This window comes from Laceyella tengchongensis (genome assembly GCF_900182735.1).
GTDB classification, from domain to species: domain Bacteria; phylum Bacillota; class Bacilli; order Thermoactinomycetales; family Thermoactinomycetaceae; genus Laceyella; species Laceyella tengchongensis.
Genome location: NZ_FXTU01000003.1, coordinates 22,315 through 46,081 on the forward strand (window position 1 = coordinate 22,315; position 23,767 = coordinate 46,081).

The following is a 23,767-nucleotide window of genomic DNA, read 5'->3' on the forward strand; positions in this document are numbered from 1 at the left end:
ATTGTCGTGAAACGGGGGAGAATCATCATGAAATATCTGGTGGGAATGGATGTGGGTGGCACCAACATCGTATGCGGGCTGTTGGATGGTGAAGGACGTCTGCTCGAAAAAATCAAGCGGCCAACCGAAGCCCATCTCGGCAGTGAACATGTGCTGGAGGCGATCGCCCAGACGGTGAAGACACTGATTTCATCTCGGCAAGCGGATACCCGTCAAGTGCTGGCCGTGGGGGTGGGCAGTCCCGGCCTAGTTGATCCGGAACAGGGGATTACCCTGTTTGCTGGAAACCTCGGTTGGCACCGTGTGGAAGTGGCAAAACAGTTGAGCGGAAAACTGAATCTTCCGGTTTTTGTTGACAATGATGTGCGGATGTATGTGTTTGGCGAAGCGATCACAGGTGCCGGAAAGGGATATGACCATGTGCTGGGAATCACGCTTGGCACAGGGGTAGGTGCGGCAGTGGTCGTCCGTGGCCAGGTCTATTATGGCGGCGGTTTTATGGCTGGCGAACTCGGACACATGAGGATGGAGGGGGAACAGACTACTTGTGCTTGTGGCATGCGGGGGTGTTTGGAGACGGTCGCTTCGGCCACGGGCATTGTCAGACAGGTTCGCGAGGCTGTCGCCCAGGGGAAACAGAGCGTTTTAGGGACTTGGTTTCCCACTGCAAATCTGTCGGGATTAACGGCGGCCGATGTCTCCAAAGCGTATGACTCCGGTGACCGGGTGGCGCGGGAAGTGCTGGATCACACCGGCAGGGTGTTGGGCCGGGCTTTAGCTTACGCCGTGACGCTGTTCAGTCCGGACGCAGTCGTGATCGGCGGGGGAGTGGCCGAAGCGGGGGAGCGGTTGCTTGCGCCGATGCGGGAAGAGTTGCAACGATCCGTTTATCAAGGGTACTGGTCGCGCCTTGCGATACGCACGGCCCATTGGCCGGATGATGCGGGGGTGATCGGTAGCGCGCTTTACGCCAAGCAGAAAGTGGAGGAGGCGTGATGGATCATCACTTGCAAAAAAAAGAGGGGGAGACGGATGGTGCAAACACACACCTACCAAGAAATCAAACAGCAGCCGGAGACTTGGCGGCAGACGATCAAATTAGTGCTTTCCAAAGCGGCGGAGTTGAAACAACTCTTTAACAACATCAATCCGGATGAAGTGTTGTTCACCGGTTGCGGAACGTCTTATTACATTGCGATGACCGCCGCGTCGACGTTTCAGGAAAAAACGGGGATTTCTGCCAAGGCGGTGCCCGCTTCGGAAGTTTTCCTCAATCCAGGTGCCGTTTTTGGCAAGAACAAGCGGACGGTGTTGATCGGTTCCTCCCGTTCGGGAAACACCACGGAGGTAGTCCGAGCAGTTGCCTATGCCCAGCAAAACAAGCTGGCACATTGCATCGCTATTACCACCCAACCAGATAGTGAGTTAGCCCGCATAGCAGATGATGTGATCAGCTTGCCCCACTCCCAGGAGAAAAGTGTCGTCATGACTGGCTCATTTACGAATCTGTTGCTTGTTTCACAGTTGCTTGCTGGCATCCTGTCTGCGGACGAAGGGTTTTTGGCGGAATTGTCACGCCTGCCCGACATCGGCGCATCGGTCATTGCCCGTGTCGAACCAACCGCAGAATCAGTGGCGGCGGATGAAGCGTTTGGTCATTTTATTTATCTAGGTCTTGGCGCATATCTTGGGTTGGCCTATGAAGGGATGTTGAAGTTAAAGGAGATGACGCAACTGTACGCTGAAGCGTTTAACCCGCTTGAATTCCGCCACGGCCCGATTTCGGTACTGGACGGGCAATGTCGCGTTCTCCTGTTGAGCAATGGGGCAATCCGTTCTTATGAGCGGGCTTTGGTGGAGGATGTGCGGAAGTTTGGAGCCGACGCGGTGGTGTTGGGCGATGGATTGGATGATTTCCATTGCGACGTGAAAATCGCGTTGGACAGCGGTTTGGGTGATCTCAGCCGGAGTCTGTTGTATTTGCCATTTTTGCAACTGTTTGCTTACCACCGAACGTTGAAGATGGGCTTAAATCCTGACTCACCGCGTAATCTGGAGCAAGTGGTTGTGCTGGATGAGTAGGGCGTGTCTGGTGTATAGGCCAGCAGCTTCAAAACCGTGTTCTTATTCGCTTGGCAGGGGTGCGAAGACAATCACTTTTCCAGTCAGTTGAGGCAATGGGCGGAATAGATGAGGAGGGGATGCCGCCATGCCATTGGTAACTTCAAAAGCCATGCTGGAAGACGCATATCGCCATCATTACGCTGTCGTGGGGTTTGCCATCCATAATCTGGAGGTTATGAAGGCTGTAACCGAAGCGGCGGAAGAGCTGGAGACCCCTGTCATTTTCCAGACAACCCCACGGACGATTCACTATGTTGGGCTGGATTACATGGTGTCGATGGCAAAGGTGGCCGCACAGTCCGCCAAGGTGCCGATTGCGTTGCACTTGGATCACGGAGACAGCATGGAGACGGTAGTCCGATGTTTGCGCGCTGGATACACGTCATTGATGATTGATGGCTCTCATCTTCCGTTCGAAGAGAATGTGGCGCTAGTCAAACGGGTGGTGGAGATCGCCCATGCCGTTGGCGTGCCCGTGGAAGCGGAGTTGGGTACCATCGGCGGGGCCGAGGAGGAAGGTTCTATCGATGAGGCAGAAGCCGCTTATACGGACCCCGCTTTGGCGGAAGAGTTTGTTGCCCGAACCGGAATTGATTTTTTGGCTCCGGCGTTCGGCACGGCGCATGGCGTTTACAAAGGTGAGCCTCAACTGGATTTCGCCAGGTTGCAAGCGATCTCTCGACGCGTCGCCATCCCGCTGGTTATGCATGGAGCGTCAGGTGTGCCGGATGAAGGGGTACGTCGGTCGGTGCAATGTGGTGTCAGCAAGGTGAATATTTCCACTGAGCTGAAATTGCCGTTTGCCGAAGCATTGCGAGACTACTTGCTTGCACATCCGAATGAGGCCGACCCCCGCCGCTATTTCCTTACAGCGCGGGAAGCGGTCAAACAAGCGGCCAAGCGGAAAATCCTGCTGGCGCAACAAAGCAAAGGGGAAGCCAGCGATTCGTCGACGTAAGCACCGCGTCCAATTTCAGGAAGGGGGGATGGGCATGGATGCCAGATGGCAACCAGTCGTGCAAACCACTGTGGACCGTTTGCACGTTCGCGTCTACAAGAGCCGAGACGCCATGGGGGCGGCGGCTGCGGCCGAGGTTGTGAACAAAATGAAACAAGTGCAAGCGCGCAAGGGAAGGGTTCGTATGGTGTTTGCGGCCGCACCGTCGCAAAATGAGCTACTCATGCATCTTTGTCGCGCAGAAGGAGTGGATTGGTCGCGCGTTGAGGCGTTTCATATGGATGAATATATTGGGTTGCCGGAGGACTCGCCTCAGCGTTTCTCCTATTATCTGCAAGAACATCTGTTTCGCCACGTCCAGCTGGGGCAAGTGCATCTGATCCGGCCAAACGGTGATCCAGAGCGGGAGTGCGCCAGGTACGCCCAGTTGTTGAGCGAAGCGCCGATTGACATTGTGTGCCTGGGGATTGGCGAGAATGGGCATATTGCATTTAATGATCCTGGCGTGGCCAATTTTGATGACCCCGCTGTCGTCAAATCCGTTTGCCTTGACGAGAAATGCAGGCAGCAACAGGTAAACGACGGGTGTTTTCCTGATCTTGCATCCGTTCCCAAGACTGCGCTGACGCTGACTGTGCCAGCACTGATGTCCGCAGATTACCTGATTGGCGTCGTTCCAGGTCCGACAAAGCGCGAGGCGGTGCGCAGAGCCCTCACAGGTCCCGTGTCTGCGGACTGCCCTGCGTCGATCCTGCGCAGGCACCAAGATGGGGCATTGTATCTGGACACGGATGCATACGGGGTGAGCGAATATGCAGGAGACTGAGATTCGGCTCGTCGAGGGGATGGATTATCGGACGGGATGTCCGATCGCGGTGGAAATCGAAGGGGGAATCATCAGCAATATCCGCCGCATTCAGAATCGACCGGGTTTGCCGTGGCTGGCGCCCGGACTGGTTGACTTGCAGGTGAATGGATTCGGCGGGGTGGACTTGAATGCACCGCCCTTTTCCCCCGACTCGGTCACCGCCGTGACCCACATGTTGTGGCGGGAAGGGGTGACTGCCTATTTGCCGACCATCATCACCAACCATGACGAAGGGATTGAAGAAGCGGTACGGGCCGTTGCTGATGCCATCCGCCAGTCACCTACACTTGACCGTGTCATACTGGGAATTCATTTGGAAGGCCCGTTTATCTCGCCGCAGGACGGTCCGCGCGGAGCTCATGATCCTGCCTTTGTTAAAGCCCCGGATTGGGCACTGTTTGAGCGATGGCAAAAGGTGGCGGACGGACGTATCCGCTTGGTGACCTTATCGCCAGAGTGGCCAGGCGCACACGAATTCATCGAATCCTGCGTCCGGCATGGGGTGAAAGTCGCCATCGGTCACACTGCAGCCAACACAGAGCAACTTACGTTAGCGGTGCGGGCTGGAGCAACCCTGTCCACCCATCTCGGCAACGGTGCACATCCGATGCTCCCTAGGCATCCCAACTACATTTGGGATCAGCTAGCCGAGCCGGACTTGTGGGCGTGCATGATCGGCGACGGGTTTCACTTGCCTGATTCGGTCATCAAAGTGATTATGCGCGTGAAGCGGGACAAAGCCATGCTGGTCAGCGATGTGGTGCAGCTTGGCGGGCGCGAGCCGGGGGAGTATGAGACGCATATCGGCGGCCGCGTGGTGTTGACACCGCAGGGCAAGCTACATTTGAAAGGTCAACCGCAGCTGCTGGCCGGTTCCGTGCAGACCTTGCGGCAGGGCGTGTGGAACCTGTTTAAGAAACAACTGTGCGGATTGCAAGATGCATGGGACATGGCATCGATAAGACCTGCCGCTTACTTGGGATTGTCGGCACGGCAGGGGCTCACTGTCGGAGCGCCGGCTGATTTGGTCGCGTTTGCGCCGGCGGATGAGGCGGTGCGGATACTCCGCACGATCAAACAAGGGATGATCCTGCATGAAGCAGACACCCACATGCAAGGGGGCGGTGCCGATGACTGAGACCATCATGGAACAGTATTTGCGGAAGATCGTCGCTCACTTGGAATCGCTACGTGAAGAAGCGGACTCGGTTAATCGAGCGGCGCGCTTAATTGCCGACCATGTCAGCCAAGATAAGATCGTATATGTGTATGGCCCAGGGGGTCATTCCAATCTGGGGGCGCAGGAAGTCTTTTTCCGAGCCGGGGGGCTGATGCATGTTAGTGCTATCCTTGATGAAGGAACCCTTTTGAGCGGGGGCGCCTTGCGCTCGATGGCCATTGAACGCACTCCGGGTTACGGGACGATTGTCATCGACGATTACAACTTGCAAGCGGGTGATTTGCTCATCATCGTCAACGCGTATGGAATCAACGCGGCTACGATCGACGCGGCGCTGGAAGCGAAACGGCGGGGAGTGACCACCATCGGCGTCACCTCTGTGAAACATGCCACCGCTACGCCGGCGAACCATCCAGCCCGCCATCCGAGCAAAAAAAATCTGTTTGAATTGGTAGATGTGGTTTTAGACTGCAAGGTAGAAGTGGGGGACGCGGTCATCAACATTCCGAATCTGGATCAACCGGTCGCCGCCATGTCTACCTTCGCTAACGCTTACTTATTAAACTGCGTGATGGCGGAGGCAGTGCGACTGATGGTGCAAAAAGGGATCACGCCGCCGATTTGGATGAGCGGCAATGCACCAGGCGGAGATGAGGCCAATGCGCGGTTTATTGAACGGTTCAAGGGGCGCATTAAAAAGTTGTGACGCCATGAATGGGTGCCATTTCTGAAGTGGTTGTCATGTTTTTCCATCAATGCGGTGATCGGGTGTTCTTGCTCACTCGCATTTGTACAGCAGATGAGGAGGGGAACATGAGCCGGATTTTGACAGTGACATTAAACGCCGCTCTGGACACCACGTATGTAGTGGATTGCTTTCAAGCTGGGGAAGTGCACCGAGTGCGGCAAAAGTTCACCCAGGCGGGAGGAAAAGGCATTAATGTAGCCCGTACCATCCACCGTTTGGGAGGTACGGTGACGGCGACCGGGTTTGTGGGCGGGGACAATGGGCAAACCATCATCAGAAAATTGCGGGAAGAGGGAATAGACGCCGCATTTTACGAAGTCCCAGAGGGAGAGTCGCGCGTCTGCTTATCCATCATTGATGAAAGCTACCAGAAGGCGACAGAGATCTTGGAGCCGGGCTTACATGTGACGGCTGGCCAAATGGAGCGGTTAAAGAGACGGCTCCAATCTCTGATCACCACAGGCATGATCGTCGTGTTTTCTGGGAGTTTGCCGCCAGGTCTTACGATGGAGGAATGGCGTAGCTTGCTTCGCTTTGTCCGTCAGCGGGGCGCGCGTGTGGTTGTTGACACCAGTGGCACGGCCTTGGCGGCCGCCGTCGATTGCCAGCCCAGCATCATAAAACCGAACCAGCATGAGTTTGCGGCTCTGACGGAAGCGGATGCCGGGGAGCAACCGACGGCGCCTATCCTCCAACACTGGCGCAAGCCATTGGCGGACTTAGCCTTAAAAGGAATCGACTTTCCCATCATTACGCTGGGTGACCGAGGGGCAGTCGCTTATCACCGATCGATCTATTATCATGTGCCTGCACCGCAAGTCGATGTGGTGAATCCCGTCGGCTCAGGCGATGCATTTATGGGGGGACTTTTGTGGAGTCTGGCCAACGGTTCTACTGCAAAACGCGCGCTGGCCACAGCGGTGGCGGCTGGAGCGGCGAACGCGGCCCAACCGGTGGCAGGCAAGGTTGATAGAAAAGTTGTCACCGCACTGGCTGATCATGTCTTGGATGAGATCACGGAAGAAGGCGAATGATAGGTAATTTGACCTATTCATCAGACACGCTCTAGAACCGATGGTTGAGTCTGTGTTTTAGGTCACTTATATGAAAAGTCTTGATCGCTAAATTTCAGAAGCGGGCTTAGGGTTGCCCGCTGACGATCTCTATGGCTATTGTTTGTTGGGGCTTGCCTCGATGATGTTTTTGTGAGCAGTCACCTGAGAGGGGTGAATGCATGATTAACCCGGTTCCAAAACGGGTATACCATGGCTATTGGAATGGGAAGTCCTGTTGATGCACCATAGGAAACAGAAAGGGAGAGAAATGAACAATGGCCAGAAGCAAAGCGAAAAAACACCGACTAAAACAGATTCGGGAAGGCAAACTTGATCCTACCTTAAGCCGTGAGATGTGGGCGATCAATCCAGTAGCGAGAAAAACGCCAACGAAGGTGGAGAGAATAAGAAAGCGTGAGAAAAAGCACTTCTCCAATGATCTGGGGGGTGTTTTTTATTTGCATATAGCATAAGGCACGATCCCTGACAGCGATCGTGCCTTTCATTGATTCCGTTTATTGAGATGGTTGACCGGCCAACTGTTGGTATAACTCAGGCTTCCGATCCCGATAAGGAGAGACTTGCCCTTCTTCCCAGTTGCGCTTCAATTGGGTAAGGTCTAGATCGACAATGACCAGATCTTTTTGCATGTTATCTGTGATACACAGCACGCCATTTGCCGGGAATGGAAAGTCGCAAGGCGAGAAACAGCCGCTTTCGGCGTAACCCGCGTCGATCTGCGGAATGTACGGCAAACTTCCAACCATCCCGCTCAAGGCGACAAAGCGTTGGTTCTCGATCGCTCGCGCTTGGGCGCAGTGGCGGACGCGATAGTAACCGGCCGCTTGATCTGTATAAATGGGGTTGAGGATGAGCGCCACTTCCTGTTCAGCCACGATGCGGGAAAGTTCCGGGAATTCGATGTCATAACAGACCAGAATCGCCATTCGGCCGAAATCTGTGTCAATGATATTAAGGCGGTTGCCTGGGCTTAGATGCCAGCAGTTGCGCTCCTCGGGCGTCAAATGGAGCTTCTGCTGGGTCTCGATTCGACCGTCCGGGAAAAAGAGATAGGCTTCATTCACATAGCCGCTCCCAACGCGGCGGATGTGCGTCCCCGCGAGGATGATGATGCCAGTGTCGCGGCTTAAGTCACTGAAAAAGTGGATGTATCGATCGGTGAACTGATCAAGGTAAGGAGCCGCTTCATCGTGGGCCAGCGGCTCGCTCAAGGCCAAGAGGTGGGCGGTTAAGTATTCTGGATAGATCAGCAATTGTACCCCGTCAGCTTTTGCTTGATCCGCATCGCGCCGGATGCCATCCCAAAAGTCCGCTTCCATCTTTAAGGGTGCTAGTTCGTATTGCACAATGCCGATGCGCAGTGGTTTCATTGTTCATCCCTCTTTTTTGTATGGATTTTTCCATTCTACCAAGACGGCAAAATGGCAAGACTCCTCATCATCCAGGTAATGTTCCAAAATTTGCAAAGGTTCAAGTCCCTGACTGAGCATAAAGCTAAGTACGCTGTCTCTTATTTCGTTTTGCTTCACTTTCCTCACGTACGTATCAACCGACAGCGCATGCTGATAGCGGTGATAGCCTGGGATTCGGCATCCGGCGATCAACCGCGTCAAGCCTAAGCGTACCACCAGCTCTTTGCGCGCTTGATATAGCGCTTGCGCTATGCCTTGACCGCGGAATTGTGGTCGCACGCAAACATCGATGCCGTATAGACTGTCCCCGTCTTGCGCATGGCTTCCTTTGATATAACCGTTGTCAGACACCTCTGCCCACGTGTGGGGCTTGCCTGTGTGGTGGACAATCAAAGCGGTTGCCGAACCGGCCGCTACCCCATCCACTTCAGCCAGAAGGGCCCCTTCGGGAAATGTGTGGACATGGGAGGAGATCTGATCGCGGTTCCACAGGAGATCCTCGGGGAACGGAGGCGGGAAGGCCTCTTTTTGGATCTCCAGCAGTTGTGGGAAATCGGCGAGCGTGTAAGGTCGGATCTGGATGTTCATGGGGAGCCACCTTTCTTTTAGATTGGATACATCAATTTATTATATCTTAATTTATTTGTGAACTGGGCGATAATAAAACCGAACGTTTGGAAAAGGTTGCCTGGCTAATGCGGTGTATGAACTGCAAATGCCGAAAACACGGGGATGGCGGGATGAAAAAAAGCACTTTCATATGGAGAAAGTGCTTAAGCTGTTGGATCAATTTAAAAACGACATGACTGGGAACGTGAATCGAGCGAAGAGCGTTAGACTTTGCCCATTGCCTGCGGTTGGTGTCGATGCACGTTCCCGCATAGCGATGAAAGAATGCATACTAAAAACTTCGGTTTGGGGATGCTTTGCCGAAATGCTTAAGCACTTTCTAACATGGGGGTCATGGGGAATATACGGGAAAGCCTTTCGCGTTAATCAAGGAAGTGGTGTGTTGCCATGCGCTTTGCCATTTCGCTTTGGTGATGCCAGGATACGGCGGCAGTCGCTCCGGCAATTGCTCAGTGATTGGAAGCACGGTATATTGTTTGCCCTTTTGACCGATATAGCGGTGGGTCAAAGTCGGCAAATACGCGATGTTGTCAAATGTGACCTGCTTGGTATCAGGGTGTTGCACCACATCGAAATACCAAATGATCCCCTCGTCAGTGTACCGTTTTTGCTGGTTGGAGATGAAGTTGCCCATGGAATAAATGATCAGCTTGTCCTGGCCATTGATGCTTACTTTTTCGGCATGTTGCACCACATGGGGATGGCTGCCCAATATCACGTCCGCCCCGCTGTTCAAGATCTGTCGGGCGATGCTGATCTGCTTGGGGGTTGGTTGGCGCTGGTATTCCACCCCGAAGTGAAGAGACACGATGACCGCGTGTGCCCCCTGCTTTTTCGCGTCAGCAATATCCTTGGCGACTTGCGTAAGGTTCAGCCGATTGACCAGATATGGTTTTTCTTTGGGGACGGGCAGGCCATTGGTAGATTCGGTGTAAGCGAGAAAAGCCAGGGTTAAGCCGTTTTTGCGCACCAACACCGGTTTTCTGTCCTTTGCCGACGGGGCTGTGCCGATCGGCTGCATGCCTGCCTTCCACACTTGTTGGTAAGTTCGTACAACCCCTTTTTCGCCGGTGTCCATCGCATGATTGTTGGTTGTACTCATCAGGTCTACGCCCGTGTCAGTGAGGGCTGTCAAGATTTCATCAGGCGCGTTGAACCGGGGAAAGCCGCTGTAAGGCAATCGTTTGCCGGCCAAAGTCATTTCCAAATTGCCGATTGTCAAGTCGGCGGCGGAGAGGTAAGGCTTGATTTCCTTGAAAAAGGGTCGGAAGTGGTATCCCCCTGCCGCGGTTTTGCCCGCTTTCATTTGCGGAATATGCATCATCACATCACCAAATGCCGCTATTTTAACAACTTTGGGTTGAGAGGGTGCCGGGTTGGCTCCGGGCGGGTCCTTTGAGGAAGGGGGTTGCGCATGCGGAATCCACAAGGAGGAAAACAGAATGGCCAAAATGAGGAGAAAGAAAAGGGCTGACAATGTTACTATCTTTTTCAGAGAGAGTCACCTACTTCGTTGTTAGTGATTTATTTAACTTTAATTTATATGTTATAAACTTATGGCATGTTTATGCATGTGTGGGATGATGGCGGTTCATTGACTGTTCAAAATGCAGAGTTGTATAATTGAATCGGTTTAACTTAAGGGATGGGGGTTTACATACGTGCTAACTACGATTAAAGATGTAGCCGCACATGTTGGCCAGGAGGTCAAATTGGGCGGTTGGCTATATAATAAGCGCTCAAGCGGAAAGATCCAATTCCTGCAATTGCGTGATGGCACCGGGTTTATTCAGGGCGTGTTGGTGAAGAGCCAAGTCGCTCCGGAAGTATGGGAAGACGCGAGCAAATTGACGCAAGAAAGCTCCCTGTACGTGACCGGGACAGTTCGGCAAGATGACCGGGCGCCAAGCGGATTTGAGCTCGATGTGAAACATGTGGAAATCATTCAAGTGGCGGAGGAGTATCCGATTACTAAAAAAGAGCATGGTGTCGACTTCTTGATGGACCATCGCCACTTGTGGTTGCGTACGCCGCGCCAACGCGCGATCCTTACCATCCGCGCGGAAATCATCCGGGCCATTCAAGAATTCCTTGATCAAAAGGGATTCACCTTGGTCGACCCGCCAGTGTTGACGCCTTCTTCTTGCGAAGGGACGACCAACCTTTTCCACACCAAATATTTCGATGAAGACGCGTTTCTCACGCAAAGCGGCCAGCTTTACATGGAAGCGGCGGCTATGGCTTTGCGCAATGTATATTCTTTCGGCCCCACGTTCCGTGCCGAAAAGTCGAAAACGCGCCGCCATTTGATTGAGTTCTGGATGATCGAACCGGAAATGGCTTTCGTCGAACATGAGCAAAGCTTGGAAATCCAAGAACAGATGCTCAGCTATGTGGTGCAGCAAGTGCTGAAAAATTGTGAGCGTGAATTGAAAACACTGGATCGGGATATCAGCAAATTGGAAAAAGTGCAGGCGCCTTTCCCACGGATTACCTATGATGAAGCGGTTGAGCTATTGCATCGGGAAGGGTTTACCGATTTCAAGTGGGGTGAAGACTTTGGCGCACCTCATGAAACGAAAATCGCCGAAAGCTTCGACAAACCTGTTTTCATCACGCATTATCCGACAGAGATCAAAGCTTTCTACATGAAACCAGATCCCAACCGCCCAGAAGTAGTATTGTGCGCCGATTTGATCGCTCCGGAAGGATATGGGGAAATCATCGGCGGAAGCCAACGGATTGACGATCCTGCCTTGATGGAAGAGCGTTATGCCGCGCATAACCTGCCGCTTGAGGCATACCAATGGTACCTGGATTTGCGCAAATATGGTAGCGTACCGCACTCTGGCTTCGGATTGGGCTTGGAACGGACCGTTGCCTGGATCTGCGGCTTAGACCATGTGCGTGAGACGATTCCATTCCCACGCATGTTGAACCGACTGTATCCGTAATAGGAGATCCCGGCGCCCTCCCGGTCGAACTTTAGGCGGGCGAGGGGACGTGCATCGCTTGTAAAAGCCATTTTTTCACCGCCGTTCGTTGTGGGGAAAAATGGCTTTTCGCATTGCGGGCTTAGCGGTCGAATGTCCGATGATAAGAGATTTATTGTGGTGCCAGGCACTTGATACGGAAATCTTTCAACGTTTTTTTTCGTTTTTCAAGTCTATATCTGATTATCCGTGCGTGATATAGTAAAGTGGATAAGTGAGGTGGATGAACATGGATCGAAAAGGATCAGTGCAGACCGCTCTCGTTCATCTCCTTGAACAAGGTTCGCTTTCTCTGCCTGTGCTGTTGTTGACGGAATATAAGCGGGTAGGTTTGACAGAGCCGCAAGTGATGCTGATGATCCATATCATGCTCTATCAGCAAAAAGAACATAAGGCGTTTCCGACGGCAAGCGAATTGTCTGAACGCATGAACATGACAAAAGAACAGATCGTCGGCTTGATTGAGCAGTTAGTACGGGGCGGCTTTTTGCATATTGATGATGAAGTGAATGAATACGGGTTGCGCAGCGAACGGTTTTCATTGACGCCGCTGTATCAGCAACTAGTCTCTTCCTATATCGCCAAGGAAGAGGAAGACACTTCAACTAGCGAGGAATCCTATCAATTTATCTTCCGTTTGTTTGAACAAGAATTTGGCAGAGCCTTGTCTCCCATGGAGTGCCAAATGTTGGCGCGGTGGCTGAGTGAAGATGGACACCGGGAAGAACTGATTGAAGCCGCGTTGCGCGAAGCCGTGTTTTGCGGCAAATTGAATTTCCGCTATATTGACCGGATTTTGTTTGAGTGGCAGCGCAACCAAGTCCGCACAGCAGAAGATGCTGTGGAATATTCCCGTAAATTCAGACAAAAAGGGATGCTGTACCAAACCAACGTGCAAGAGAGAGCTTCTACGCGGCCCAATGGCTTTTCATTTTATAACTGGGTGAACCAAGAACAGTAAATGATGAAGAAACTGACCGGCATGCCGAAAGTGATCGGCAAGGCTGGTTTTTTATTTTCTGCTTGATTTATATGTCATATTATCTGACATAAATATGGTTAGGAGATACTTCACATGTTATTATGCCCTTAAGATGTTAATTAACATGACATGAAGGGGCGTGCGAATATGTCAGCCATGTTGGCAGTAGATGGCGTTTGGGTGATGTTGTCTGCCATTCTCGTCTTATTTATGCAAGCGGGATTTGTATTGTTGGAAGCCGGGGCCACACGGATGAAAAATGCAGGTCATATTGGCAAACAATTGCTCGGGTTTTCAGTAGCCGCGTTGACTTTCTGGGCTGTAGGTTACGGGCTGACTTTTGGTGAGGGGTCATGGATTGGCCATACGGGTTGGTTTCTTGATCTGCCGGAGGAGAAAGGCGCTATACCAAATGAACTTTCGTTTCTGTTTCAGCTTTCCTTTGCGGCGGTTTCCTTGGCCATCGCTTGGGGTGGCTTTGCTGAACGAGCAAAATTAAGTGTGTATCTGATTTTTGCCTTCATCTATACCGTGGCCATTTACCCGGTGGTCGGGCACTGGATTTGGGGCGCGGAAGGCTGGTTGCACAGCTTGGGTAAACAAGATTTCGCTGGATCAACGGTCGTTCATTTGCAAGGGGGCGTCGCGGCGCTGGTCGCCACGCTGATGTTGAAACCGCGTTTAGGCAAATACAACCGCGACGGTTCATCCAATGTGATTCCAGGACACAACCAAGTTTATTCCGTATTGGGCGTGCTGATCATTTGGCTGGGTTGGTTCGGTTTTAATCCAGGAAGTACGCTTAGCGCGCAAGACGGATTTTATGGGTATGTGGCGCTGACTACGGTGTTGGCCGCGGCGGCAGGGGTTTTGGCGGCCTATTGCACCTCGCTCCTGTTGACGGGAAAAGCGGAAATTCCAGCTATCTTAAACGGAGTGCTGGCCGCTTTGGTTGCGATCACTGCCGCGTGTGCGTTCGTGGAGGCTTGGGCGGCGGTGGTAATCGGATTGGTGGCTGGTTCCCTGACCACATACACTGCTGTCTATTTCGACAAAAAAGGCGTTGATGATCCTGTGTTTGCTTTCTCCGTCCATGGCATTGCTGGAATTTGGGGCAGTCTGTCCACGGGGTTATTCGCTTCGCCGCGTTTGGTGGAGAAAGTGGGGATCGGCAAAGCGGGATTGTTCTATGACGGTGGATTCAGTCAATTGGGTGTGCAATTGGTTGGCGTGGTCGTGGCGGCTTTGTATGTTGCCTTGGTTACTTTTATTGCACTTTGGATATTGGATAAAACCATGGGGCTCCGCGTGTCGAAGGAAGATGAACTGAAGGGGTTGGATATCAGTGAACATGGTAGTTACAGCTATCCTGAACATGTGATGTTCATGAGACATGAGGAAGAGATACGGCGGGTGATGTAATCAACATGGGTAAACCCCATGTTTTTTTGTTTGGTTATGTAAATGGCGGGTAAGCTGGTTTTCTCAGGGTTTCTTTTCCAAGAGAGCGGCGATATCGAATGTCCGTTTGAGCAGTTCAACTAGATGGGGTTCGATTACCTGTTTGAGGGCGGCAAAGGGATCATCCTCCTTGAAAATACGGGAATGCGCAACCGTCTCAACTAATTCGTCCGGGTCAAAAAAGAACTGAACCCCTCCCTCTTCTTGTGCTTCGTCCAATGTTTCCACAAATGCATCGTCTTCCAACTTCGCGTAATCTTCCATTGTATGCAGGTCAGCGCATCGCAAAGAGAATGTTTCATCTTTGAAATTGGCTACGGTAAGCATGACGGCGCCGTCGCTTTCCCTATTGTCTACAAACTCGACACGCGCGACAAACGGTTCGATTTGTGGTTTAACCTCTTCGCTGATTTGGGCGAATAAGTTGAAAAGCGCGTCGGCATGGTCAATCCATTTGTTGTTGATGTTCGCTTTTTTTAGTTCTTTTTGTATCTGTCGCTTGTAGTTCTCTACTTGCGAAGACACAAACTCCTCAAAAATCGTTCCTTCGGCTTTGGCTTTGATTTCCGCTAATCTTTCCAACACCTTCCACACCGCCCGCATCTCAATTTGGATATAGGGTGGCCTGGCGAAAAAGCCTTTATGCGTTGGGGCGCTGAGTGATTCAGGAATAGGTTGGAGAACATAAGTGAAAAGAGCGAAAGGGTGGATGTCCATGCGATCCATGTGGAAAGGGAGCATCAGTTTTGGATTGGTCAATATTCCCGTCAGCCTGTACAAGGCAACGGAAGACCACAAGACCAGCTTCCGCAGTTTGCATGAAAAGTGTAAGCACCCAATTCAATACAAAAAATGGTGCCCGGTCTGTGACCGTGAAGTGGGATCTAAAGAGGTGATTCGCGGTTATGAATACGCTCCAGGCAACTATGTCATCATCACCGACGACGACATCAACGAATTGCCTTTGCCCACCTTGCGCACGATTGAGATTCTTCATTTCACAGACAAAGATAGCATTGATCCCGTTTTCTATGAGAAGTCATACTATCTGGGGCCTGGAGAATATGGAGGGAAGCCGTACAAGCTGTTGCATGAAGCAATGAACCGGACAGGGAAGGTGGCAGTCGCCAAAGTTGCGTTTCGCACTAGTGAGCATCTGGCGGTTATTCGAGTCCACAAAGATTGCCTCTTGCTGAACATCATTCATTATCCGGCTGAAGTGAGAGCGGTTGAGGGCGTGCCCGGCATCGAGGGGATTGCGGCAACAGAGGTGAGTGAAGCGGAATTGGAGATGGCCACCAAATTGATAGAGGAAATCAGCAAGAATTTTGGTGACGATTATAAGAGCAACTACGAAGAAGCACTAAAAGAGTTGATTCAAGCTAAAATTCAAAACAAGGAAATCGAAGAGCCAGATGTTGCGCCGCGAACAGACAATGTGGTCGATTTGATGGAAGCGTTGCAACGTAGCTTGAATGCGTCCAAAGTAGCACCGACAATGACAGACCCGGGGATGGGGACGGAGGCGCGAAGGGCGGCTGGAACTGAAACCGGTCCGGCGGCGACCCCGACACCGCGCCGGAGACGGAAGGTGTAATCACGAGCGATGCGTTAACCCCTTTGACGTCTTTTTGGAAAGGGGTTAACGCGCATGAAAAAAACATTGTAGCGCTAAATGAGCATGGCGAATGGTTGTTATACCGAAAAGAAGGTTTTATGCTGACCAATGATTTGGACTTTCGTTAAAAATCGCGCTTGCGTGACTTGTATGAACAATATAAACTCCGGGTCCGCCGTTGCTTAAAAAGGAACTACGACGAATTTCGCTTTTTGTTTCGTAATTTCCAAGGATTGAAAAAGCGTTGACTAGGGTATTTATAGGATGTAGAAAAATACGCAATATTGGGAGTGGTTATTTATGACGTTGAAAATGCATGAATTGTTTTGCAAGCGAATTGGGTTTCCCGTCGACGAAAAAGTCATATTTGAAGCCTTGGGACGAATTCTAGAAAAGACAGCGACGACCATCCCTTTCGAAAATTTGTGCGTCATCCGCAAGGACAGGAATGCTATCACCAAGGAGAATTTGATCAACAAAGTGTTGGTGAGAAATGAAGGCGGCCTGTGTTATGAATTAAACACGCTTTTTTATTATTTCTTGTTGGAGCATGGGTTTAATGCCATCATGGTCAAGGGGGCGGTGTACAACACCGAAATGCAAGACTTTGAGGAAGTGGGGAGAACGCATGCCGTCATCTTATTGACACATGAAGGAAAAACCTATCTAGTGGACACCGGATTCGGGGGAAATCTGCCCTTGCGCCCTGTACCAATGAGCGGTGAGGCCGTCACGTCGCCGAATGGGGAGTTTCGGGTGGAACAAATGGATACCGAATACGGTGATCATGTTTTGAAAATAAAAATAAAGCATACCGACAAGGATTGGCGGATCGGTTATGCGTTTGATTCCAAACACCCGGTGCAGAAGGCTGAAGAATTGGAAGAGATCCAAACCATCATCGCCGAACACGAAAAATCACCCTTTAACAAAAAGCCGTTAATCACTCGATTGACGGAAAGGGGAAGGTTGACGTTAACAGAAGGTTCCTTCACGCGGTGGGTTGACGGACAGGCGACGAAAGAAGAGATTGATCAGGAAACTTTCAATGAATTGGCCAAACGGCACTTTGGTATCAGCTAGGTCGCCGATACGCAGGAAGGCCGGTTGCTGCGGGTGTCAGCAAACTGGGCAGAAGGGAAAATGACTTGAGGAGCTATGCCGACTCAAGTCATTTTTTGTTGTTTTCCTCAATCTTCTTCGTTAATGATGGCGAGATGCACATGATCTTCCCATTTTCCGTTAATCCGCACATTTTTTTATTGATGCCTTCGGTGTGGAATCCCGCTTTTTTCAAGACTTGGATTGAACCGAGGTTATGGGGCATCACTCCTGCTTCAATCCGGTGTAATTTCAGTTCATTGAAGGCATAGGAGACGACAAGGCGGACGGCCTCGGTCATATAGCCTTTGCCGTTGTGACGTTTATCCAGATAATACCCGATCCAGCAACTCTGCAAGTGATGTCGCATCACTTCTGAAAGGGTGATTTTGCCGATCAATTCCCCGTTTTTCGCCAGGAAGATCCCAAACCAGTATTCCAGATCGTCAGCTTTTCTTTTTTCCATTTGCTTGAGCAGTTCCTGTTGCCTTTGCACAGTGTAAAACGCTTCGTCGCGCAAGGGGGTGTATGCTTGAAAAAAATCGCGGTTTTCCGTTTCGAGACGCGCCAAAGTCGGAGCGTCACCAACTTCTAGCATTCGGACGAAGATTTCTTTCCCTTTTAATTCCATTTGCTATACCTCCTCGTTGATGCCCCAAACACTCGTCCTAGATAAAAAAACGCCACAGGTTGGCCCTGTGGCGTTGGTATTGCGATATGCGAAACCACGGGGCTAACGACCCGTGGCGTGTGATCCATCCTTCATTTTATAAACTTTCTGATCAAAGGATGACGAGTCGTTGGCAAGCTTTATTTTTAGACAGACTGATCCCGTGATTAGAAAGATTGTAAAAAACAGCAGTCGAGTACCCAACCCCTTTGGACAAAAACGCCAGTGATTTCTTTTTCATGTGGGTACTCTCCTTTCGCTGGTTTATCCGTATTGTAGCATTTACTATTTTCGCAAGCAACACGATTAATATTTTTAATATTATTCGGTGTAAATTGCAACCAAAGAAGGTTAAATGACTGAATTTGTAGAAAATAAAAAAACGGAGGTGAAAGCGGGATGAAATATCTGTATGGCGAACCGCCACAAGCTTAAGGTTACATAATGATTAGTCGAAAAGCGCACACAGTCAATGGATGCCAATACACATAAGGCATTAGGCCCTTCCATTGCCAGGAGGGCTTATTTCATTGAAGAAGTGGGAACGTCAGCCTGCTTCGTTTGGTAATCAGTATGAGTTTGAGATGCTATGTACGCTTCAAAAAGATGAATGCGAGTGATGAAAACGACTGAGCTCATATGGCTCAGCCGTTCATTTCTGCGCTGGCGTAATTGGATGAAAGTTATGCGCGCGCGGCAAGATAGCGGCGGTTTACTTCATCCCAGTTGACCACATTCCAGAATGCATCGATGTAAGCGGGGCGCTTGTTTTGGTATTTAAGGTAGTAAGCGTGCTCCCATACGTCCAGGCCCAAGATCGGTGTAGCCCCTTCCATCAGCGGGCTGTCTTGGTTAGGGGTGCTGGTCACAGCCAACTTGCCGTCTTTCACAACCAACCATGCCCAACCGCTACCGAAGCGCTTGGCCGCTGCATCGGCAAATTGTTTCTTGAAGTTGTCAAAGCTGCCAAAGGTATCCGCGATTGCTTGAGCCACTTCACCAGTCGGCTCACCGCCGCCGTTGGGGCTCAAGATTTCCCAGAACAGGCTGTGGTTGGCGTGTCCACCACCGTTGTTACGAACAGCGGTGCGCACGTTCTCCGGTAGCGCATTCAGGTCGGAGATCAAGGCTTCCACGGAAGTAGCGCTCACTTCCACCCCTTCCAGAGCGGCGTTCAAGTTGTTCACATATGTGGCATGATGGCGGTCATGGTGGATTTCCATGGTTTGCGCGTCAATGTGCGGCTCCAATGCGTCAAAAGCGTAAGGCAATGCGGGCAGTTCGAATTTCGCCATTTCAGAACCCTCCTATGTAAATGGTTGATTGAATTCCTTTCTAACTTAATTATGCAATAACTTGCTCATTTAATCAATATATTAAATTAAAAAGTATAAAAATGGCGGCCGGGAATCACTACCGAAATGTCCGGTAGATTTTTACGCTGGATCAGTGAATTCCCTGAAATACAATCACGACTCAATGTTTTAAGATAGAAGTGAAGAGTTGGCAAATGCGGCATGCCAATCGACCGGAATGCGGAGAGTCCATTGGATCGTCCTTTGCCGGAAGACCGAATACAGATTAACACAACCAACCGTTCGGCTATGACTATGATCGGCCCATTACCCATAAATAAAGAAAGCCAACTCAACGGATCACTTTGCGGTGGGGATTTTAACCAACATCGGTTATGTAGGAGGAGTAAAATGAAAGTGGCTGTTGTGAATCGGTTTTTCAACCAGCTTGAACTGAAAGAGATGTCTGCGCCCTTGATTGGATCTGGTGAGGTATTGATACGAATGCATGATTGCTGCGGGGGTTGTCACATAGGATGTCACTCAACCGCCTGTGTCACAGCGTCTTCCAATCGCCCTTCGCCACAATACATGGGGATCGTATGTGGCATCGGCAAAGGGGTTTCATCGCTGGCCGTGGGTGATCGTGTTGGCCTTCCCTGTTTTCATTCTGCTTGCGGCGAATGTGGGTATTGCCGGTCCGGAAAGGAAAGGATGTGCGAACATCAGTTGGAAGACAGTGAAGCGGTGTTTGGCGATGGAGTCGATTATGGCGTTTTCCCGGCTTCACATGTGGTCAAAATTCCTGGAAATCTGCATTTTCAAGAGGCGGCTCCTATTTTTTGCAAGGGCGTCTTGATTTACAAAGCGTTAAAAGAAAGCCGTGTCAAACAAGGTGAATGGGTAGCTGTGTTTGGAATGGCGGGCCAGGGACATCTTGCCGTGCAGTACGCTAAAGCGATGGGCTTGAGGGTAGTAGCAGTGGATGAACGGCGAGAAAACAGAGAGTTGGCGAAAAAGTCGGGGGCCGACATGATTTTGGATACTGAAGATGATCCCGTTGCCGTGATTATGCAAAAAATCGGAGGTGTGCATGCATCTCTCTGTTTGGATATCAGGCAAAATCCGTTCCGACAATCATACTTGGCCGTCCGGCGGGGCGGAACGGTTGCCCTGGTTTGGAGTCCCCATGAGGAGTTGAAAGTACCGCAATTCGACAAGGTGTTGTTTGGAATCAGAATCAAAGGCTCGATTGTGGGAACGAGAAAGGATGTCAAGGAAGCGCTCGATTTTGTCGCCGGTGGCAAAGTAAAGGCTTGCTTGAGAAGGTTGAGCATTGGTTAACCCCGGTTGACCCCCATCAGGGAATTCCCCCATGGCGAAGTCTGCCTGCTCCAAGGTAGACTAAGAGTGGTGAAAACATGTTGGTTACATTTCAGTGATCCATAGCAAGCACCCCCGGGCGGTAGGGGTGCCATTCGATCTGTTTGGAGGAGGGGGAGACACATGATGACTTATTTGAGCGGCGAGAGCGACTTGGTTGTTCCTTCTTATTATGAGGCCATCTTTCAGCACGCGGCGGATGCGATCTTTGTCGTTCAGCCAGGCGGTGTCATCCGGGAAGCCAATCAGGCTGCTCTGACATTGACCGGATATAGTCGGTCAGAATTGAAAAACATCCTTTTTTGCTCGATTTGCAAAGGAATTGCGACGTGTGTGGAGGAGGCCAGCTGTACAGGCTGTTTTTTCAACCATCAGTCGCTGTCTTCCTTTGAAATGCAGATCAGGGCCAAGGATGGCAGGCAATATCCGGTGACGGCGAGCGCGGCGACCTTGCCCGAAGATCCGCTGGGCTCTATGGTCATCGTCATCAGAGATATGTCGCAATTGCAACGCACAGAGCGGGAGCGGCATCATCGGCTTGTCACCAATAAAATCATTCAGGCGCAGGAAGAGGAACGTAAAAGAGTGTCCCGCGAACTGCATGATGGTGTCGGACAAGCGCTGTACAGCATTCTGATTGGCTTGAAGGTGATCAATCATCTCCCACTTGATGACGAGAAAAAGAGGCATTTGCTTGATGTGCAAGCGATGGTTGAGCAGACGCTGGATGAAGTGAAAAACCTGGCTACCGACTTGCGGCCGTCGGCACTTGACGACTTGGGATTTTTGCCAGCGATCCGTTCATACGCCAAAAAATTTGAAGCCACTTTCGGCATTAAGGTGGAGCTTGTGGTGAAAGGCCCCAAACGCCGCTATTCGTCCACCGTTGAGACGGCATTGTATCGCATAGTGCAAGAAGCGATGATCAATGCGGCCAAATACGCGGCTACCGACAAAATCAAACTCAGCCTAATCGACACCACAGCAGAGGTTCGCCTGTTCATCGAGGATTTCGGCAGAGGCTTTGATCCGTCCCAGGTGGAGGGAGAGGGAACCGGATTAGGTTTGTACGGGATGAAAGAGCGGGCCGCGCTGTTGGGGGGAGCATTGCGGATCGAATCAGCTCCTAATGAAGGCACGATGGTGTATGTTCGTATACCAATAGACAGAGAGGGGGAGTCTGTTCATGCCGACGAGGGTACTCATCGCGGATGATCATGCCATTGTTCGCTCAGGGCTGACATTGCTTATCAATTCCCAGCCCGACATGGAGGTGGTCGGGGCGGCGATGGATGGCAAAGAAGCGGTGGATCTGTCCTTAGAACTTCAGCCGGACATCGTTTTGATGGATTTGAGCATGCCACCTGGAGAGAATGGGTTGACGGCCACCAAAAAACTGAAAGAAGCTGCTCCGGAGATCAATGTATTGATCCTCACCATGCACGATGACGAAGAATACTTGTTTCGGGTATTGCACGCGGGCGCTTCTGGATACATATTGAAAAACGCCAAAGATATGGAGTTGATCCGGGCCATACAAACCGTTTCCCAAGGCGCGGCCTATTTATACCCTTCAGCCACCAAAATGTTGATTCAAGAATTTCTCAACCGTGTACAAAAAGGGGAACAGTTGGAGGATTATCATATTTTGACGCAGAGGGAGCAAGAAGTGCTAAGTTTGATCGCCCAGGGATACACGAACAAAGAAATCGCTGAGAAACTGGTCTTATCAGTTAAAACGATCGAATCACACAAAGCTAACATCATGGAAAAGCTGCATTTGAAAACGCGGCCAGAATTGGTTCGCTATGCTTTGAAAAAAGGGTTGCTTGATTTTGTTTGATAGACCATCGGAGATAGAAGAGAGCCGGGGCATCAGCTGTCCGGCTCTTTGCGTTATGTTTAAACAGACGGGTTGTGGGGCATATCATCGACACTTAAGTCAACTTTTTGGGGTGAATTGTTTTTTGATGAAACCACAACTGATGATGATTCCATATGCCCACAGTAACCATGCGGCAAGCAAGGTGATTTGCTGAGGGTCAAGCGCGGGAAATACGCTTTCGTGAAAGATTAAGCTGAAAATGTCAAGCAACATCCCGGGAAGGGCGATTAACACTGTACCGGGCAGCCGCTTGTCGACAGGGATGCGCTTGAGCGCCGGCAAGAGCGGAATCGCCATGATGGGCACGGCGGCGAATAGAGCGACAAGGACAATCGGACGTTCCACATCAAGCAGATTGGTACCGAACGCCCGGAAGATCAGCGTGGCGATGAGCCATAGCGAAGTGCCGAATAATGGAAAATACACCATCAAACTCACCTCATATTTCATTCTTTTTGATTCTCTTCGTTAACAAAGATTCCAACTCGCTGTAAACAAGATCAGCAGGAAAGTTTCGATTTAACAACGCTTGCAGAGCCAATCCGTCAATCAGGGCATTGAATAAAATGCCTGCGGTTTGCGGGGACACCTCTGGGGGGAGAAATTCGGCTCCGAGCCGATCAAGTAATTGTGCTAGATAATCATTCTCCTTCTGAAACAACGTCCCCAGTTGTTCACGCATGGTTGGGTGATGAAAACTGGTGACGACGAGCGATAAGAGCACTTGATGATAGAATGACTCATAATCGCATCGGCTTCGGGCCGAATGAAGTGCTTGCGCGACGGCTTGTTTAAGATCAGAATGTTCCGTGTTGACGAGCTCGTTCCATGAAGTTTCACATATTTCTTTGACAATTTGAAACAACAATTGCTCCTTGCTCTTGAAATGGTAATACACGGTCCCTTGCGTAACGCCGGCACCTTCGGCTACTGCCTTGAGCGACAATTTGCCGATGCCGTTTTCGGCGATGCATCGCATTGCTGAGGCGATGAGTTCCTGTTTCGATATGCCATTGGGTTTGGCCACGAGCATTACCCTCCTTAGTTAGTTATCTGACTAACTAATTATATGATTTATTTTATTTGCGTGCAAGTGTGAATATTCTCCGTGGGGTGGCGATAAACGCCAAAGAGGCGCTATCCCGTTCAATTGACATCAATCATTTTTGATTTTATAACCAAAAAAATAAAAGGTGGAACAAAGTATATTGTTAAGTTGATTCTCTATATGATTTCTGGTGTGATTGGAAGTGTTATTTTATCGATTGGCCATAATCTAGAACAATTTTATATTTTTACTACAATCGTTGCGATTGGTTATTTTTTGATAGATGAGTTGAATGCTACGTTTATTTATAAAAAATAGTGTACTTTCGAACCGGC

At 50.6% G+C, this 23,767-nt stretch carries 24 protein-coding genes and 1 pseudogene; 16 read left to right on the plus strand and 9 right to left on the minus strand.

The features are described from left to right. The first annotated feature begins 27 nt into the window (after nucleotides 1-27). From QQZ12_RS07110 to QQZ12_RS07145, 8 genes are all read left to right on the plus strand, one after another. Entirely contained in the window at nucleotides 28-996 is a 969-nt protein-coding gene (locus QQZ12_RS07110) for an ROK family protein (RefSeq protein WP_284724169.1), read from the plus strand. Between the two features lie 36 nt (nucleotides 997-1,032). Next, complete coding sequence (locus QQZ12_RS07115) at nucleotides 1,033-2,082, plus strand: SIS domain-containing protein (protein WP_284724170.1); 1,050 nt, start codon at nucleotides 1,033-1,035, stop codon at nucleotides 2,080-2,082. A gap of 127 nt (nucleotides 2,083-2,209) precedes the next feature. After that, nucleotides 2,210-3,082: a class II fructose-bisphosphate aldolase gene (locus QQZ12_RS07120; RefSeq protein WP_284724171.1), complete on the plus strand. Its 873-nt coding sequence runs from the start codon at nucleotides 2,210-2,212 to the stop codon at nucleotides 3,080-3,082. A gap of 28 nt (nucleotides 3,083-3,110) precedes the next feature. Further along, a complete protein-coding gene (locus QQZ12_RS07125; RefSeq protein WP_102992570.1) occupies nucleotides 3,111-3,908 on the plus strand; it encodes a glucosamine-6-phosphate deaminase in 798 nt (265 codons plus the stop codon). Continuing rightward, nucleotides 3,895-5,088: an N-acetylglucosamine-6-phosphate deacetylase gene (locus QQZ12_RS07130; protein WP_284724172.1), complete on the plus strand. Its 1,194-nt coding sequence runs from the start codon at nucleotides 3,895-3,897 to the stop codon at nucleotides 5,086-5,088. The genes QQZ12_RS07125 and QQZ12_RS07130 overlap by 14 nt, the downstream gene beginning before the upstream one ends. Next, nucleotides 5,081-5,836, plus strand: coding sequence for an SIS domain-containing protein (locus QQZ12_RS07135; RefSeq protein WP_284724173.1), 756 nt, complete (start codon nucleotides 5,081-5,083; stop codon nucleotides 5,834-5,836). The genes QQZ12_RS07130 and QQZ12_RS07135 overlap by 8 nt, the downstream gene beginning before the upstream one ends. 107 nt (nucleotides 5,837-5,943) lie before the next feature. Continuing rightward, nucleotides 5,944-6,912, plus strand: coding sequence for a 1-phosphofructokinase family hexose kinase (locus tag QQZ12_RS07140; protein WP_189318829.1), 969 nt, complete (start codon nucleotides 5,944-5,946; stop codon nucleotides 6,910-6,912). 296 nt (nucleotides 6,913-7,208) lie between these two features. Beyond that, nucleotides 7,209-7,406, plus strand: coding sequence for a uracil phosphoribosyltransferase (locus QQZ12_RS07145; protein ID WP_102992566.1), 198 nt, complete (start codon nucleotides 7,209-7,211; stop codon nucleotides 7,404-7,406). A 42-nt stretch (nucleotides 7,407-7,448) separates the two neighbouring features. Here the strand turns inward: QQZ12_RS07145 and QQZ12_RS07150 are convergent, their stop codons facing one another. From QQZ12_RS07150 to QQZ12_RS07160, 3 genes are all read right to left on the minus strand, one after another. Continuing rightward, entirely contained in the window at nucleotides 7,449-8,324 is an 876-nt protein-coding gene (locus tag QQZ12_RS07150; protein ID WP_102992565.1) for a carbon-nitrogen hydrolase family protein, read from the minus strand. Nucleotides 8,325-8,327: 3 nt separating this feature from the next. Next, complete coding sequence (locus QQZ12_RS07155; protein ID WP_284724174.1) at nucleotides 8,328-8,954, minus strand: GNAT family N-acetyltransferase; 627 nt, start codon at nucleotides 8,952-8,954, stop codon at nucleotides 8,328-8,330. Between the two features lie 373 nt (nucleotides 8,955-9,327). Then, on the minus strand, nucleotides 9,328-10,473 hold the full coding sequence (locus QQZ12_RS07160) for a CapA family protein (RefSeq protein WP_348651541.1): 1,146 nt from the start codon (nucleotides 10,471-10,473) through the stop codon (nucleotides 9,328-9,330). Between the two features lie 184 nt (nucleotides 10,474-10,657). Here QQZ12_RS07160 and asnS point away from each other — a divergent pair, with 184 nt between their 5' ends. The 3 genes from asnS (at nucleotide 10,658) to QQZ12_RS07175 (ending at nucleotide 14,393) form a co-directional block, all read left to right on the plus strand. After that, nucleotides 10,658-11,950: an asparagine--tRNA ligase gene (gene asnS / locus QQZ12_RS07165; protein WP_102992562.1), complete on the plus strand. Its 1,293-nt coding sequence runs from the start codon at nucleotides 10,658-10,660 to the stop codon at nucleotides 11,948-11,950. A gap of 268 nt (nucleotides 11,951-12,218) precedes the next feature. Continuing rightward, complete coding sequence (locus tag QQZ12_RS07170; RefSeq protein WP_189318828.1) at nucleotides 12,219-12,950, plus strand: DnaD domain protein; 732 nt, start codon at nucleotides 12,219-12,221, stop codon at nucleotides 12,948-12,950. 168 nt (nucleotides 12,951-13,118) lie between these two features. Then, nucleotides 13,119-14,393: an ammonium transporter gene (locus tag QQZ12_RS07175; RefSeq protein ID WP_284724175.1), complete on the plus strand. Its 1,275-nt coding sequence runs from the start codon at nucleotides 13,119-13,121 to the stop codon at nucleotides 14,391-14,393. A 63-nt stretch (nucleotides 14,394-14,456) separates the two neighbouring features. Here QQZ12_RS07175 and QQZ12_RS07180 read toward each other — a convergent pair whose 3' ends face one another. Further along, nucleotides 14,457-15,017, minus strand: coding sequence for a hypothetical protein (locus QQZ12_RS07180; protein ID WP_284724176.1), 561 nt, complete (start codon nucleotides 15,015-15,017; stop codon nucleotides 14,457-14,459). Nucleotides 15,018-15,120: 103 nt separating this feature from the next. On the opposite strand from QQZ12_RS07180, the gene ku reads away from it, so the two are divergent. Then, nucleotides 15,121-16,029, plus strand: coding sequence for a non-homologous end joining protein Ku (gene ku, locus QQZ12_RS07185; protein WP_284724177.1), 909 nt, complete (start codon nucleotides 15,121-15,123; stop codon nucleotides 16,027-16,029). A 321-nt stretch (nucleotides 16,030-16,350) separates the two neighbouring features. Next, complete coding sequence (locus QQZ12_RS07190; RefSeq protein ID WP_102992557.1) at nucleotides 16,351-17,133, plus strand: arylamine N-acetyltransferase family protein; 783 nt, start codon at nucleotides 16,351-16,353, stop codon at nucleotides 17,131-17,133. 107 nt (nucleotides 17,134-17,240) lie between these two features. Here QQZ12_RS07190 and QQZ12_RS07195 read toward each other — a convergent pair. The 3 genes and pseudogenes from QQZ12_RS07195 to QQZ12_RS07205 form a co-directional block, all read right to left on the minus strand. Next, nucleotides 17,241-17,782: pseudogene (locus QQZ12_RS07195) on the minus strand (GNAT family N-acetyltransferase). A gap of 151 nt (nucleotides 17,783-17,933) precedes the next feature. Next, nucleotides 17,934-18,062, minus strand: a complete 129-nt coding sequence (locus QQZ12_RS07200; RefSeq protein ID WP_262983027.1) for a hypothetical protein — start codon at nucleotides 18,060-18,062, stop codon at nucleotides 17,934-17,936. Between the two features lie 442 nt (nucleotides 18,063-18,504). After that, a complete protein-coding gene (locus QQZ12_RS07205) occupies nucleotides 18,505-19,116 on the minus strand; it encodes a superoxide dismutase (protein ID WP_102992556.1) in 612 nt (203 codons plus the stop codon). 411 nt (nucleotides 19,117-19,527) lie between these two features. Here QQZ12_RS07205 and QQZ12_RS07210 point away from each other — a divergent pair, with 411 nt between their 5' ends. The 3 genes from QQZ12_RS07210 (at nucleotide 19,528) to QQZ12_RS07220 (ending at nucleotide 22,342) form a co-directional block, all read left to right on the plus strand. Then, nucleotides 19,528-20,460 (plus strand): zinc-binding dehydrogenase, encoded by a 933-nt coding sequence (locus tag QQZ12_RS07210; RefSeq protein ID WP_189318826.1) that lies wholly within the window; start codon nucleotides 19,528-19,530, stop codon nucleotides 20,458-20,460. Between the two features lie 162 nt (nucleotides 20,461-20,622). Then, on the plus strand, nucleotides 20,623-21,714 hold the full coding sequence (locus QQZ12_RS07215; protein ID WP_102992554.1) for a PAS domain-containing sensor histidine kinase: 1,092 nt from the start codon (nucleotides 20,623-20,625) through the stop codon (nucleotides 21,712-21,714). Continuing rightward, a complete protein-coding gene (locus tag QQZ12_RS07220) occupies nucleotides 21,686-22,342 on the plus strand; it encodes a response regulator (protein ID WP_102992553.1) in 657 nt (218 codons plus the stop codon). Before QQZ12_RS07215 ends, QQZ12_RS07220 begins: the two co-directional genes overlap by 29 nt. A 99-nt stretch (nucleotides 22,343-22,441) precedes the next feature. Here QQZ12_RS07220 and QQZ12_RS07225 read toward each other — a convergent pair whose 3' ends face one another. Both QQZ12_RS07225 and QQZ12_RS07230 read right to left on the minus strand, forming a co-directional pair. Beyond that, a complete protein-coding gene (locus QQZ12_RS07225) occupies nucleotides 22,442-22,813 on the minus strand; it encodes a DUF5367 family protein (RefSeq protein ID WP_284724178.1) in 372 nt (123 codons plus the stop codon). 10 nt (nucleotides 22,814-22,823) lie between these two features. Next, entirely contained in the window at nucleotides 22,824-23,411 is a 588-nt protein-coding gene (locus QQZ12_RS07230; RefSeq protein WP_102992551.1) for a TetR/AcrR family transcriptional regulator, read from the minus strand. Nucleotides 23,412-23,767 lie beyond the last annotated feature (356 nt).